We start from the raw sequence: 14852 nt of genomic DNA on the forward strand, positions 1-14852 counted from the left end.
TCAATTCTCCTTCTGCTCGCTCTGGAGACCCAGGAGCGACTCAGTGAAGGCGAAGAGCTTCGCGTCATCTGGCCGCAGGCTGCTCAGCAGGATGACGGTGCGGCCACTTTCGAGGTCACGCCAGGCGACGGTGCGATAGGCGCCGCAAGTCCCGTCGTTCGTCGCGACTGTCCGGGGAGCCTGGCCCTTGGCCTCGAAGGTCCGGACGCGACCGCCCAGGGCATAGTTGGATTCAGGGCGCTCGATGGTCAGCAGTGCCTTCCTGGAGGCGGGTGACAGGAGCTTTCCCGACAGCACGCCGTGGTTCAGGCGCAGCATGTCGTCCGCGGTGCTGTAGAAGCCGCCAGCGACCACGAGGTAGTTCGGGAGCGTGTACACGCGACGCTCCAACTTGGGCTCCAGCGAGCGGTAGCCCAGGGCCAGGTGCGGAACGTTCCCGGCTTCACCCGCCGCGATACCGCTGTTTGCCATGCGCAAGGGCTTGAACACGAGCCGCTGGGCGAGCTGCGCATAGGGCTGACCGGAGACTCGTTCCAGGATGGCCTGTACGAGGATCCAGTTGGTGATGTTGTAGTCAAAGCGGCTCCCCGGCGTGAACACCAGGTCGCCGCTCGCGTACTTGGTGACGGCTTCCGCCTGGGGCCGTGTCTCACGCTCGATGCTGGGGTCTTTCTTGGCCGCGTCCATCAGTCCATTGGGCAGGCCGCTGCCATGGCTGATCAGGTGGCGCAGGGTGATCTGTTTGCCCGTGTCTGCGCGGTACTCCGGAAGATAGGTGAGGATGGGCTCGTCGAGCGCCAGCTTCCCCTCATCCACTAGCCGCAGGACCACGATGGACGTGAGCCACTTGCTCACCGACCCCACGAAGAAGCGGCTGTTCCGTTGGACCGACTTCTTCGCCTCCGTGTCCATGACCCCGAACGCTTCGACGTACTCCGCACGCCCGCCTTTCCCGGTCAGGACGACGCCATTGAAGTGCGAGTCCGCTACGAATCGATGGATCTGCTCCTGGAGCGGGTCTTCCGCACGCGCAGGAAGTGCGAAGCCGAGGCTGACCGTCAGTCCCAGGCAGGTCAGCTTGAAGTGGTTCATGGACAAGAGGCGCCTCGATGGATGGGGGGCAGTCGAATCCCGCGTACGTCGGGAGTCGATGCCGATTTCATGAAATCGCCTTTCCCTCTGAGGAAACAAGCGATCCAAGGACTTGCTTTGAGCCCCACGGCCTACAGTTGCGTCCTCAGCGCCCGCCGATCTTCGGGAAGCGCTCGTAGGCTTTCAGGAGCGCTTCCAGATGCGCGGGCTTATCGAGATCGAGTGGCGCGTCTGTGAGGCTTACTATCCATCCATCCGTCGCTGTGCGTCGTGTCCGCGAGAGCAGGTCCGCGTCGCGCGAAGGATCGGGAAATCCGATCGCTCTCGCAGACTCCGCCGACCAATAGTTCAGCCATCCCAGGCGGTGTGGAATTTCAGGCGAGGAGATGTCCCAGGCGCATTTGAGGGCTGGGAGTCCTTTCGGTGGGGAAGGGGGACCGGCCATTGTCGGGGCCGTCTGCTCCGCGATTTCGACCGCTGCCTTGAATGGCGTGGCATGACCCCAGATTGCTCGCGCTCCGACCGCGATGGCTTCCAGCGCATTCGCTGCGTCAATGGGGCTGAAAGCCTCCATCCGGAAATCAGCGTGGACCTCGAAGTGCGGTGGACCCTCCGAAGAAAGTCCGTTCGGGTTCTCCCAGCCTGAAATGGTGACGAGGTTGTTGTCATCGTCATTGCACAGGAAGGGGAGTTTGCCGCTCAGACCGTTTGCAACAACCCACCCGTCGCGGTTGGACAACGGGATGAGGTCCTCTGTCGCTGAAGAGGTCCACTTCAGGTGCAGACCGGGAAGTGCTTGCTCCAGCCTATGGATGATGGTGAGTGCGCGGCCGTCGTTGCCCTGGGAACCAGGTGCATATGCAATCACTGCCAGTTCGATAGGGTTGGAGGGCATTCAGCACCAATCCATGATGACAACGTGGAGGGATGGATCCGCGAGCTTCAATTCGCTCCGATGCGCTTCGCTGCGCACTCCAACAACGAAGTCGTAGCCACACTCTCTGGCGAGCCTGGCTTCGCGTTGCAGTTCGGTCAGTTTCATGGAGACGAAGAATCGTCGGGAGCGGGGGGAGTGCTTCTCGAAGTCGTCGGTCTTGACCTCCCACAGCGTTCGACGGGACAGGACCAGGGCGTCGTAGTGCTTGCCATTGATGAGCACGTTGAAGCCGGGAAAGCTGTTGCCGAGAATCTTGTCGGCGCATTCATTGTGCGGATCGTTCCCGCCCCGGGGTGGCCCCAAGACGGGTCTGCACTCTGGCCTGCGATCCCGCTCGAACGGGTCCTTCGGCGATGGCGGAAACAAGTCCTGACCTGAAGGCTGGGGGCTGGGGTTTCGGTTCCTTGATGCTTCCCGCTCGGCGGCTTCACTCCTCTGCATGGGGATGGGGTGTTCGGCCGCTTCAGGCCAATCCGACTCATCCATCGCTTCCTTGATGGCGACCGCCACCACCACCACTCCGATGACGATGACCGCGCCAACAATGACCTCCGGAGCGGCCAGCACGCAGAGCCCGATTCCCAGCGTGGCGGCTTCAGCAGAGGCGACCGTGCATCTTCCTGCGCGATCAGTGAACCGGACACGATCCTGGTCGAGGACGTGAAAGCACCGTTCCGCCAGGACAGGCCAAGGCTCGGTCGACTCCCGGACGACGCACCGTCCTTCATCCGTCCACGGCAGGTTCGCTGCTCGCTGGAGGTTGGTGCGCCTGGGAGAGCGGCTTTCACGCGCTGCTGGTGCCGCGCATGCCGTCAGGAACAACAGAAGCGTGGCGAGGGCTCCAAGTTTCAAGGTCACAGCCTCTCAGTGGGCACACGCTTCTGACTGGAAGCAGGGCCGGAGTAGACCTGATCCGGCCCTGCCTGATTCGCGACCGTGATTACGCCGTCGCCGACCGCACCGCCTCACGGATCGCCCCGGACTCCACGAGCGCCGTGACCGCGGAGATGTCGTGATGCAGCTCGCGGTCCCGGTCCATGTGCGGAACCTTGCTGCGCACCAGCTCATACGCTGCCAGGACGCCCTTGCCGGGCTTTACCGGCTGACGGAAGTCCAGCGCCTGCGCCGCGACCAGCAGCTCGATCGCCAGACACGAACGCGCGAACTCCGACACCTGCCGCCCCTTCAACGCCGCAGTCATGCCCATGGACACGTGGTCCTCGCGGCCCGCGGAGGAGGGGATGGAGTCCACGGAGGCCGGGTGGCTCAGGATTCGCGACTCGGCCACCAGGGCCGCCGCCGTCACCTGGGCGATCATGAACCCGCTGTTCAACCCACTGTTCTTCGCCAGGAACGCGGGCAGACCCGACAGGCTCGGGTTCACCATCTGTTCCACCCGCCGCTCACTGATCGAAGACAACTGCGTCAGCGCCATGGCCACCACGTCCATCGCCAGCGAGATGGGCTGACCGTGGAAGTTGCCTCCGGAGATGATGTTGCCCGTGTCCGGGAACACCAGCGGGTTGTCCGTCCCGCTGTTCACCTCCACCTCCAGGATGCGCCGCGCGAAGGCCAGTCCCTCTCTCGCGGAACCATGCACCTGCGGGATGCACCGCAGGCTGTACGGGTCCTGCACCTTGCTGCAGTTGACGTGCGTCTCCACCAGCTCGCTGCCCTTCAGGATCCGGCGCAGGTGCTCCGCCACCGCCTTCTGGCCCGCGTGCGGGCGCACCGCGTGGATCTCCGGCAGGAACGGCTTGTGGCTGCCCAGCAGGCCCTCCACCGTCATCGCTCCCGCGATGTCCGCCACGTCCGCCAGCATCTCCGCCCGGAGCTGCGTCAGCGTCCCTACCGCGCACATCGCCTGCGTGCCGTTGATCAGCGTCAGGCCTTCCTTCGCCTCCAGCACCACCGGCTTCAGGCCCGCCTTCTCCAGCGCCTGCTTCGACGGCATCCGCACGCCCTCGAAGAACGCCTCGCCCTCGCCAATCAGCACCAGCGCCAGGTGCGCCAGCGGGGCCAGGTCTCCGGACGCGCCCACGCTTCCCCGCTCGGGGACCACCGGGACCACGTCCTTGTTCAACATGTCGATGGCCAGCCCCAGCGTCTCCATCCGGATGCCGCTGAAGCCCTTCGCCAGCACGTTGGCCCTCAAGAGCAGGAGCACGCGCGCTTCCGGCAGGGGCAGCGGATTTCCCACGCCACAGGCGTGCGACAGGATGAGGTTCCGCTGCAGGTCCCGCAGGTCCTTCCGGTCGATCCGCACCTCCGCCAGCGTGCCGAAGCCCGTGTTGATGCCGTAGGACGGCGTGTCTCCGGCGGCCACCCGGTCCACCAACGCCCGGGAGGCCTGCACCCGCTTCGCGGCTTCGGGGGCGAGCTCCACCGTGACTTCGTGGCGGGAGACCTGGAGGATCTCCTCCAGCTTCAGGGTGTCACCATCGATGAGGAGGCGGGGGCGGGACATGTTCTGGCTACTCCGGGAATGCGGCTTGGAATCGTTGGGCCACGAACGCTAGCGGATTCGCGGCAGGCAGGTTGAGGGCCCTTTACACCCAGGCCCCGGCGCCCATATAGCCTGCGCGCGTCCGTGCAGGGAGGTCGCAAGCCCCGTGGCCCTCATCGTCCAGAAGTACGGCGGTACCTCGGTGGGTGACACCGAGCGCATGAAGAACGTCGCGCGCCGCTGCCTCGCCGCCCAGAAAGCCGGCCATGACGTCGTGGTGGTCGTCTCCGCCATGTCCGGTGAGACCAACCGCCTGCTCAAGCTCGTGGCGCAGATCACCGACCGGCCCGACGAGCGCGAACAGGACGTCGTCGTCGCCACCGGTGAGCAGGTGTCCATCGGGCTCGTCGCCATGGCCATCCAGGCGCAGGGCGGGAAGGCCGTGAGCTTCCTCGGCCACCAGGTGCGCATCGTCACCGACAGCACCTTCTCCAAGGCGCGCATCAAGAGCATCGACGCGGAGCCCATCCGCGCCGCGCTGAAGCAGGGGAAGATCGTCGTCGTCGCCGGCTTCCAGGGCGTGGACGAGACGGGCAGCGTCACCACGCTCGGCCGCGGCGGGTCCGACACGACGGGCGTCGCGCTGGCCGCGGCGCTCAAGGCCGATGCGTGTGAAATCTATACGGACGTCGACGGCGTCTACACCACCGACCCCAACGTGTGCCCGGCCGCGAAGAAGCTGGACCGCATCACCTACGAGGAGATGCTGGAGCTGGCCAGCCTGGGCGCCAAGGTGCTGCAGATCCGCTCGGTTGAATTCGCCATGAAGTACAAGGTGCCCCTGTGGGTGAAGTCTTCCTTCACCGAGGATCCGGGCACGCTCGTCTGCGAGGAGGACGCATCCATGGAGGACGTGCTGGTTCGAGGGGTCGCCTACGACCGGAACGAGGCGAAGATCACCGTGGTGGGCGTGCCGGATCAGCCGGGCGCCGCGGCGAAGCTCTTCGGGGCGCTCGACGCGAAGCACATCGTGGTGGACCTCATCGTGCAGAACCTGTCCCGCGACGGGCGCACCGACGTCACCTTCACCGTCGCCAAGTCGGACTTCGCCAAGGCCCACGAGGTCGTCAGGCAGGCCGCGCAGGACGTGGGCGCCACCGGCGTCGAGGTGGATGACGCCATCGCCAAGGTGTCCATCGTCGGCGTGGGCATGCGCAACCACTCGGGCGTGGCGGCGCGGATGTTCCAGACGCTCTCCCAGGAGGGCATCAACATCCAGCTCATCTCCACGTCGGAGATCAAGACCTCCTGCGTGATCCACACGAAGTACACGGAGCTGGCGGTGCGCGCGCTGCACACGGCCTTCGGGCTGGACGCGCCGCCCCCCGTGACGGCCAACCCCACCGTGTCGGAGGTGGACGCGCTCAAGGGGCAGAAGGCCTGAAGCGGTTCGGGCGCACGTCCGCGCTCGCGGCGCTGTCCCTGGGGCTGCTCGCCCTGGGCTTCACCGCCCGGGCGCGGTGGCCGCAGTCGCGGCCCTCGCTCGACTGCCCGCCGGAGGCCGTGCGGCTGGACGCGGCGGGGCTGGCCACCTGTGGCCCGGGGACGGTGCCCACGGGGGCCCAGGCGCTCGCGCTGGGGCTCAAGCTGGACCTCAACGCGGCCTCCGAGTCCGAGCTGGCCCTGGTGCCCGGTGTGGGCCGTGACCTCGCCAGGAAGCTGGTGTCCGCCCGCGAGGAGCAGGGCCGGTTCACGAGCTGGGAGGACGTGGACGCGGTGCCCGGCGTGGGTGCTGCCAAGTTGCAGACCCTCCGGGCAGCCACGGTGCTGGACGCGGCGCCGGCTCCTGGGGGCGTGTGGTAAGCACGGCCGGTGCAGATCGCCTGCCCGCAATGCTCGATGCAGTACGTGCTGGATGCCCGACTCCTGCCGCCTGGAGGCGCGTCGGTGCAGTGCACCCGGTGTGGCCACGTGTTCATGGCTTCGCCCGCTGGCGTCATGGCTCCCGCGCCGAAGATTCCTCCGGCGGGTGGGGGAGACCGGTCGGGTGCGCAGTCGTCCACGCAGATCTTCGGCGGTGAGGGCGCTGCCAACCTGAAGGCCACGAACCTGTTCGCGGGTTCGACCACGGCCTCCGGGTCCTTCGTTCCGCAGCCGACTCCGCCTTCGGGCGCGCTCTCTGCGTCCGGCGTGATTCCGCCGCCCCCGTCCATTGCTCCGGTCGCGGCGCCGCCCCCCGGGGCGTCCGGTGCGCAGGCTCCGGCGGAGCTGGGCAAGACGCGGGCCTTCGGGGCGGTGGGGGCCGCGGCGGAGGCTCCTCCCCCGGCGACGCCGCCGGGGCAGGGTGCGGCTCCTGGCGCGACGACGCGCGCGTTCGGCGCAGTCTCCGCTTCGTCCTCGGGTTCGTTCCGTCTCTCGGAGCCCGGTGCTTCATCGCGTGGTCCGGAGGGTGTGGGCGCGACGCGTGCGTTCGGCGCCGTGACGGGCCCCGCGCCTTCGGGGGCCGCTGACGCGGGCATTGGATCGACCCGTGCGTTCGGTGCGGTGCCGGGTGCTACGCCCTCCGGTGCCGCCGATGCGGGCATTGGCTCCACCCGTGCGTTCGGCGCGGTGCCGGGTCCGTCGGGAACACCGGTGACCGAGGCGATTGGCTCCACCCGTGCGTTCGGCGCGGTAACGGACCCAGCGGGTTCGCAGGTGGCCGAGGCGATTGGTTCCACCCGTGCGTTTGGCGCGGTAACGGACCCAGCGGGTTCACCGGCGGCCGAGGCGATTGGTTCCACCCGTGCGTTCGGTGCGGTGCCGGGCTCCCCGGCTTCCGGTTCGCCCGGAGCCGGAGGATCGACGCACGCTCCCGGTGCGGTGTCGCTCCCTTCGGAATCCTCCGCTCCCCGCGCTGCCCCCCGGTCCTTCGAGGACATCTCGCCCTCGGGCGACCCCACGGATGCGCCATGGTCCGCTAGCGGCTCGCGCTCCAAGCTCGTTCCGGAGGGCCACGGCGATGCGCCCTGGGCGACCTCCGCTCCGACCGCGACCGTCTCCCTGCCCGACGACGACGCGCCCTTCGCGCGCACCGAGCCCTCCAGGCCCGCGGCTTCGTCCTCCGGCGCGTCGGTGCTCGGGGGCGGCCTGGACCGGCCTCTTCCTTCCCGGAAGCCCTCCAGCGAGCTGCCTCCGGAGCTGCTCGGGGCCTCCTCCCGCGCCGGCTCCATCGTCATCGAGGACGGCAACCGGGGCGCCTCCTCGCTGAGCCGGGTGCTCCTCGGGCTCATGGTTCTCGCGGGCATCCTGCTGGCTGGCTACCTGGCGTATCCCGTCTTCCGCGACCGCAACGCGGCCATGCCCGAGCAGGCCGTGACGGAGAAGGAGCGCGCCGTCAGCTCGCTGCGCGGTGACGACGCCCCCGCGCGAGACCAGGCCATCCAGAGCCTCAAGGCCCTGGCCACCGCCCATCCGAAGTACTCCGAGGTCCAGGCCGAGCTGGCCGTGGCCTACACCCTCCAGGTGTCCGACCTGCACGCCGAGTTCGACCGGCTGAACAGCCAGTCGGCCGCGATCAAACGGCAGATCGACGAGGTCACCACCGCGAAGGCGTCACCGGGCTGGATGAGCCAGGCCAACGCGCTCCACGACGACCTGCGCGCGACCGAGCGCGAGATGCAGCCGCTGCGCACCGACATCGCCGAGCGGCGCAAGGGCCTGGACGCGCTGATGGAGACCCTGCGGGCCGCTCCGGACGTGGAGCCCGCCGCCTCCGTCGCCGCGCGCCTCAAGGCCCAGGCCCTCTACGCCGCGGTGACGGGCGCCCCCAACGCCCTGGCCCTCGCGGAGCGCCTGCGCCAGGTGGAGCCCCAGCCGACCTGGAGCGTCCTCGCCCGCGCCGAATACGCCCTCAGCGCCGGTTCACCCGCCGCCACCCTCAACGCCGTCTCCGAGGAACTGGGAGCTTTGCGCGCGCAGGACCGCTACCTCTTCCGCGCCTTCGTCCTGGGCGCCCGGCTGGCCCTGCGCCAGGGCGACCCGGACACGGCCCGGAAGCTGCTCGACGAGGTGGTGGCGCTCAACCCCAAGCACGACCTGGCCAGGCGTATGCTCGCTCAGACCGCAGCCGGAGAGCGCTCGCCCTGAAACGTTGACCGGATCACCTCCATCTCACCCTGGAGAAACTCCAGTCGTTCCGGGGGCTCGCTGGCTCCCTCGCCCTGAGGTGCCTCTAGACGCTCGGGCATGCACCTTGCTTTGTGCCCAGGTGTCGAGGACTCGGGGTTCGGAGGGTGGGTCGATGGCGGAGGTCTTCTTCTGGTGCGCGGCGCTGGCGCTCGTGCACACTTATTTTCTCTATCCCTTGAGCCTGTTCGCCTTGGAGGGCGCGGCCCAGGTCTTCCAGAACGTGCGGAAGATGCGCTCGGGGCAGGCCGCCAGCACGGGCATGAAGGGCGGACCGCTGCCCTCGGTAAGTCTGGTGGTGGCCGCCTACAACGAGGCGGATTGCATCGAGTCGAAGCTGAAGAACAGCCTGGCGCTGGACTACCCGGCGGACCGCTTCGAGGTCGTCATCGGCTCGGACGGCTCCACGGACGGCACGGACGGGCTCGTGCAGAAGTGCACGGATCCGCGCGTGCGCCTGTCGCCCGCGCCCCGCGCCGGCAAGACGACGGTGCTCAACCGCTGCATCCCGTCCGCGCACGGCGACATCGTGCTGCTGTCGGACGCGAACACGATGATCGACGCGGACGCGGTGCGGAAGATCGTCCGCCACTTCGAGGACCCGGAGGTCGGCGCCGTGTGCGGCAAGCTGCGCCTCTACAACCCCACGAAGCAGGACTACGAGGAGAGCGCGTACTGGAGCTACGAGTCCCTCATCAAGCTGTACGAGGGCCGGCGCGGCGCGGTGGTGGGTGCCAACGGCGGCCTCTACGCCATCCGGCGCTCGCTCTTCACCCACCTGCCGCCGTCCACCATCGTGGATGACTTCGTGATTCCGCTGCGCATCCTGGAGAGCGGCTACAAGGTCGTCTACGAGGAGGGCGCCGTCGCTCACGAGGAGACGACGGAGGACTACGGCAAGGAGTTCGGCCGGCGCGCCCGCATCGCGGCGGGCAACTTCCAGAGCCTGCGTCTGGTGCCCGGGCTGCTGCTGCCCACCGCGGGCTTCGCCGCGTTCGCCTTCTGGTCGCACAAGCTCCTGCGCTGGTGCGCACCCGCGCTGATGGCGCTGGCGCTCGTCGCCAACCTGTTCCTGCTGGACAGCGTGTTCTACCGCGTCACGCTGGGCGCGCAGTTGGGCTTCTACGCCCTGGCGTACCTGGGCCGCTCCGGCGTCTTCAAGAGCGGCGCGGCGAAGAAGGCCACGTCCATCGCGTACTACTTCGTGACCATGAACGCGGCCATCGCCGTGGGCTTCTGGCGCTTCCTGCGCAACTCGCAGCGCGCCGCGTGGGACCGCACCGCCCGCGTGCCGACCTCCACGTCGACCTGACCTTCAACGGACTTGGCGGTCCAGGCCCGCCGGTTCCCCGCGGCGCTCCGGCTGGTTCCGGAAGCGCACGGCTGGAATCGGCGGGCTTTCCTTTTCCAGCTTCAGCGGGCCGCCACGGCCATGGGCTTCGTGGCGCCCGAGGGCAGCACGCTGCCGAACGCGGCGAAGAGCTGTCCGGTGAGCACGTGCGGCTGACCGGGGGCGGGGCTTCGCAGCATGTCGTTGAGGATCTCGCCCGTCTTCGGATCGCGGGCCATGTGGGGGCGCGCCAGGTTCATCCGGTAGCGCACCACGCCGCGCTTCACCCGGTGGATGACGGTGACCGTGCCGTCCGCGTCCACCCCGTCCACCAGGCCCACGTGGGTGAGGCCGTCGTTGCGCCGGCCGTCGCGGTTCTGATCATACGTCTCGCGGAAGAACACCAGGTCGCCCGGCGCGGGGCGCCCGCTCGTGTACACGCGGCCATTCGCCTGGGCGTAGCGGTACATCGCGGTGACGCCGTTGTCCCCGGGCTTGAGGGCCCCCCGGAACTTCACGCCCGCCTGGGCGTACGTGGCCTCGATGAGCGCCGTGCAGTCCGCCGGGTAGCGCTTGCCGTTCACCTGCACCGACGACTGCCCCACCAGCCCGCGCGCCGTGGCCAGCACGCGCTCGCGGGGATTGGACGTGGGGGCGGGGCTCGGAGGCGTCTGCTTCGCGGGCGTGACGCGCGGCCGGGCCTTGGCCGGGGCCTTCGCCACCGCCGGGGCCTTGCTCGGGGCAGGGGCCTTCGCGGGACGCTCGGCGGGGGCGCTCGGACGGACCGCCACCTCCTCGGACAGCGCGGCGCGCGGGAAGGCCGGCGGGGAGGCGGAGCGGTAGCGCACGGCTTCCGACGCCACCCAGGCCCCCGTGGGGGAGCCCGTCGCACAGCCCGTCGTCATCGCCAGCATCGCCATCCATGCGCCCAGCTTCATGGCCACCTCGTCCTGTAGCGTCCTGGGACAGAGGCTCCCTCCGCTGGTGCGTGTAGGCAAGAAAACCACCCAGGCAACCGGGCGGAGCGGCTCGGGTTTTCGACGGGGGGCGGGTGGGGTATTGCTGGAGGGGATGCCCACCTTCCGCCGCGCCCTCGCCCTCGTGCTCCTGGCCACCGGTTGCTCGCACATGTCCTTCGAGAAGGCCAGCGAGCTGGACACCGTGCAGGCCTACCAGGACTTCCTGCGCGAGAACCCGGAGGACCCCGAGGCCACGACGGCCCAGGGGCGCATCGAGGGGCTGGAGTTCGACGAGGCGAAGCGGCTGCACTCGGTCATCGCCTACAAGCGCTTCCTGGAGACGTACCCGGACGCGCCGCAGCGGCAGCGGGCGCAGTCGCTGCTGGAGGGCCTGCGCTTCAATGCGGCGAAGGAAGCGGACACGGAGGCCGGGTGGCGGCAGTTCCTCGCCGAGCACCCCGACGGCTCCCACCGCGACGAGGCGCGCGCGAAGCTCCAGGCGGCCCAGGAGCGCGACGTCCAGACGACCACCGACCTCAAGCGCGTGTCCCAGCTCCTCCAGGGCGAGGCCGCCGGCGCGCGCCGCGAGGAGCTGGAGCGCAAGCTGGACGACGAGTCCTTCGCCCAGGCCCGGGACGCCGGGAAGCTCTTCGCCTACCTGCGCGACTTCCCCGCGGGCGCGCACCGCGAGGAGGTCCGCGTCAAGCTGCTGGAGCTGGAGGTGGAGGGGCTGCTCGTCTCCGGGCTGGTGGACGAGGCCGAGGCGAAGGTGAAGGTCCACCCGCTGGGGCCGAAGCTGACGGGCTTCCCCGCGCGCCTGGCCCGCGCCCGCGAGGAGCAGGGCGCCCTCTCCCGCACCGAGCCCGCCGCCCGCGCGATGCAGGTGGGCCACTACCTGCGCGACCTGGAGGACCTGAAGCGCGCGCTGGTGGCGCCGGATCCGCTGGACCGCTGGCAGGCGGCGGAGGAGCTGGGTCAGCACGTCTCCGTGCGCGCGGTGGATCCGCTGCTGGAGGCGCTGCGCACGGCGCGCAACCCGCTGATCCGCCAGAACGCGCTGACGTCGCTGCGCACCGTGCTCTCCGCGCTGCCCGCCCCCGTGGCCGGCTATGAGGTCGCCGTGCGGCTGGAGTCCCTGCGCGAGCGCGCCAGCAGCCCGGAGCTCTACATCACCGTGGCGGCGCTCCTGGACCTGAGCGGCCAGTTGGAGCAGGCCGCCAGCCAGTACCAGCGCGTCTATGAGTCCGGCGGCACGGACCCCGTGGTGCTCTGGCGCTGGGTGCAACTGCGCGAGCAGCGCCGCCAGGCGTTCTCCGCGGCGGTGGCGGCCCGGCAGCTCGCGGTGTGGGCCCAGACGACCGCGCGCGAGGAGACCGTGTCCGCGGAGGGTGGGGTGCCCCTGGCGTCGGCGCGTCAGCTCTGCGCGGCGGTGGTGGACGCGCGCTTCGCGGCCCAGGCCATCGCCCGGGTCCGCAAGGAGAAGACGGAGTTCCCCGAGGACCTGGACACCTTCGAGCGCACCGCCCAGGACGCCGTGCGGCTGGCCGAGGCGAAGCTCGCGGACGCGGAGCTGCTCCTGCGCCAGCAGCACCCCGGCGTGCGCACCTGCGCGGATCAACAGGTCGCCGAGCGCCTGTCGCAGGGCGTGAAGGAGCGCACCCAGGCGCTCCAGCAGGCCTCCAGCGCGAAGCTGCCCAGGCCCGTGGGCACGCTGCTGTTGGAGCTGGCCCGCGAGCGGGATCCCTCCCCCGAGGTCCGCGCCGCGGCGGCCTCCCGGTTGGCTGGATCCACCCCTCCCTGAGACGGACTGGCGGACCCTTCGGCGGCGGTTAGAGTCCCCACCCCCCATGGCCGCCCCCCAGCCGCTGAGCCCCGCCGTCCCCGCCGGAGCGCCCTCGCGCCGTCTGGACCTGGAGGGCGCGCTCAACGACGAGCAGCGCGCGGCCGTGGAGGCGGGGGAGGGGCCCGTGCTCGTGATCGCCGGGGCGGGCTCCGGCAAGACGCGCACGCTCACGTACCGCGTGGCGCGCATGCTGGAGCGGGGCGTCCCGCCGTCGTCGCTGCTCCTGCTCACGTTCACCAACAAGGCCGCGCGCGAGATGATCCGCCGCGTGGAGGCGCTGGCCGGCGGCTTCGCGGACGTGGGCAGCCTGCTGGGCGGCACCTTCCACCACGCGGCGCACGTGCTCCTGCGCCAGCACGCGGGGGCGCTGGGGTTCTCCACCGGCTTCACGGTGCTGGACCGCGAGGACGCGCGCGACCTGATGGCCACGTGCCTGGCGGAGCGCAAGCTGAGGAGCGACAAGCGCTTCCCGCGTCCGGACGCGCTGCTGGACCTGGTCTCCCTGGCCACCAATCTCCAGCAGCCCGTGTCGCAGGTGCTGGTGGAGCGGCGCAGGGAGCTGCTCCCCGTGGCCCCGGAGGTGTTCGCCACCGCGCGCCGCTTCCAGCAGCGCAAGGCGCAGTTGCACCTGATGGACTACGACGACCTGCTCGCGCACCTGAAGCGGCTGCTGGAGGACCACCCGTCCGTCCGCGCGGAGCTCACCGGGCGCTTCCAGGGCGTGCTCGTGGACGAGTACCAGGATACGAACCGCCTCCAGGGCGACCTCGTGGACCTGCTCGTGGGCGAGCGGCGCAACCTCACCGTCGTGGGCGACGACTGCCAGTCCATCTACAGCTTCCGGGGCGCGGAGTTCAGCCACATCATCGACTTCCCCCAGCGCTACCCCGGCTGCGGCATCTACCCGCTCACGCGCAACTACCGCTCCACGCCCCAGGTGCTGCGGCTGGCCAACGCCGTCATCGCGCGCAACACCCGCCAGTTCCCCAAGGCGCTCGTGTCCGACGGCGCGCCCGGCCCCGTGCCCCAGGTGGTCCCCACCCGCGACGTGAAGGCCCAGGCCGCCTTCGTCGCCGAGCGCGTCCTGGAGCTGCGCGCCCGGGGGGAGCGCCTGGAGTCCATGGCGGTGCTCTACCGCGCCCACCTGCACTCCCTGGAGCTGCAGTTGGAGCTGACGCGCCACGGAGTCGCGTTCCGCGTGCGCTCCGGGGTGCGCTTCTTCGAGCAGGCCCACGTCAAGGACGCGCTCGCCCACCTGCGCTGGGCGCACCAGCGGACCGACGAGCTGGCCTTCAAGCGGCTCGCGCGGAGGCTCCCCGGCGTGGGCACCGCCAGCACCGAGCACCTGTGGACCGCCCTGTCCGCGCTGCCCCCGGAGCTGTCCCTCGCGGACGCGCTGGCCCACCCGGACGTCCAGGTCCACGTGCCGAAGAAGGCGCAGGCCGGCTTCCAGCGCTTCCAGGCCCTGATGACCACCCTGTCCTCCGGCGAGCCCCGGAGCCCGGGCGCGCTGCTCGCGGAGGTGCTGGCGGCGCGCGAGCCCCCGGCCACCGGGGACGGGGCGGACCGGCGCGCGGAGGACCTGCGCCAGCTCCAGGAGTTCGCCGGCCGCTTCGAGGACGTGCCCCGCTTCCTGTCCGCCATCGCCCTGGTCTCCGAGTTCTCCGCCCGCGCCGCCCTGGAGGGGGAGGGCGAGGCCCCGGACGACGTGCTCACCCTCACCACGGTCCACCAGGCCAAGGGCCTGGAGTGGCGGACCGTCTTCGTGCTGGGCCTCACCGACGGGCGCTTCCCCCTGTCCGTCGCCACGCGCGACCCGGAGGCCGAGGAGGAGGAGCGCCGCCTCTTCTATGTCGCCGTCACCCGGGCCCGGGAGGCGCTGTGGCTCGTGTACCCCCACACGTCACTGCCCCGGGAGGACGGACGGCTCCTGCTCACCCCGTCGCGCTTCCTGGCCGAGCTTCTGGTGGGGCCTGACGCGGTGTGTGAGACGCACCCGCCCCCGGAGCCCGACGGGCCGATCCGCCTGCGCGAGCTGGGGCCGGATCCGGACCGGGAGCTGTAGGCCGGGACGGGAA

Annotated in this window: 11 protein-coding genes and 1 pseudogene; 7 read left to right on the forward strand and 5 right to left on the reverse strand. The window is 70.1% G+C overall.

Annotation, left to right across the window (positions count from 1 at the left end):
- The 4 genes from K8612_RS33300 to hutH form a co-directional block, all read right to left on the reverse strand.
- A complete protein-coding gene (locus K8612_RS33300) occupies positions 1-1092 on the reverse strand; it encodes a serine hydrolase (protein ID WP_223765189.1) in 1092 nt (363 codons plus the stop codon).
- A gap of 145 nt (positions 1093-1237) precedes the next feature.
- Entirely contained in the window at positions 1238-1987 is a 750-nt protein-coding gene (locus K8612_RS33305) for a DUF5953 family protein (RefSeq protein WP_223738029.1), read from the reverse strand.
- Positions 1988-2887, reverse strand: coding sequence for a DUF6310 domain-containing protein (locus K8612_RS33310; protein WP_223765190.1), 900 nt, complete (start codon positions 2885-2887; stop codon positions 1988-1990). It lies immediately after the preceding gene.
- Between the two features lie 82 nt (positions 2888-2969).
- Positions 2970-4496 (reverse strand): histidine ammonia-lyase, encoded by a 1527-nt coding sequence (hutH, locus tag K8612_RS33315; RefSeq protein WP_223765191.1) that lies wholly within the window; start codon positions 4494-4496, stop codon positions 2970-2972.
- Positions 4497-4641: 145 nt separating this feature from the next.
- On the opposite strand from hutH, the gene K8612_RS33320 reads away from it, so the two are divergent.
- From K8612_RS33320 to K8612_RS33340, 5 genes and pseudogenes are all read left to right on the forward strand, one after another.
- Positions 4642-5919, forward strand: a complete 1278-nt coding sequence (locus K8612_RS33320) for an aspartate kinase (protein WP_223765192.1) — start codon at positions 4642-4644, stop codon at positions 5917-5919.
- A 119-nt stretch (positions 5920-6038) separates the two neighbouring features.
- Positions 6039-6338 carry a helix-hairpin-helix domain-containing protein gene (locus K8612_RS33325; protein ID WP_223765193.1) on the forward strand — a complete coding sequence of 100 codons (300 nt, stop codon included), beginning with the start codon at positions 6039-6041 and terminating at the stop codon, positions 6336-6338.
- 9 nt (positions 6339-6347) lie between these two features.
- Positions 6348-6446 (forward strand): annotated as a pseudogene (locus K8612_RS39660) (zinc-ribbon domain-containing protein); the annotation flags it as partial.
- An 891-nt stretch (positions 6447-7337) separates the two neighbouring features.
- Positions 7338-8603, forward strand: a complete 1266-nt coding sequence (locus K8612_RS39665) for a tetratricopeptide repeat protein (protein ID WP_223765213.1) — start codon at positions 7338-7340, stop codon at positions 8601-8603.
- 154 nt (positions 8604-8757) lie between these two features.
- A complete protein-coding gene (locus tag K8612_RS33340; RefSeq protein ID WP_223765194.1) occupies positions 8758-9954 on the forward strand; it encodes a glycosyltransferase family 2 protein in 1197 nt (398 codons plus the stop codon).
- A 101-nt stretch (positions 9955-10055) separates the two neighbouring features.
- Here the strand turns inward: K8612_RS33340 and K8612_RS33345 are convergent, their stop codons facing one another.
- Positions 10056-10910, reverse strand: a complete 855-nt coding sequence (locus K8612_RS33345; protein ID WP_223765195.1) for a CHAP domain-containing protein — start codon at positions 10908-10910, stop codon at positions 10056-10058.
- A gap of 133 nt (positions 10911-11043) precedes the next feature.
- Here K8612_RS33345 and K8612_RS33350 point away from each other — a divergent pair, with 133 nt between their 5' ends.
- Positions 11044-12732: a HEAT repeat domain-containing protein gene (locus K8612_RS33350; RefSeq protein ID WP_223765196.1), complete on the forward strand. Its 1689-nt coding sequence runs from the start codon at positions 11044-11046 to the stop codon at positions 12730-12732.
- A 46-nt stretch (positions 12733-12778) separates the two neighbouring features.
- Positions 12779-14839: an ATP-dependent helicase gene (locus K8612_RS33355; protein WP_223765197.1), complete on the forward strand. Its 2061-nt coding sequence runs from the start codon at positions 12779-12781 to the stop codon at positions 14837-14839.
- The last annotated feature ends 13 nt before the right edge of the window (positions 14840-14852 follow it).

The sequence above is a fragment of the Corallococcus sp. AS-1-6 genome, from assembly GCF_020037015.1.
In the GTDB taxonomy this organism is placed as follows: domain Bacteria; phylum Myxococcota; class Myxococcia; order Myxococcales; family Myxococcaceae; genus Corallococcus.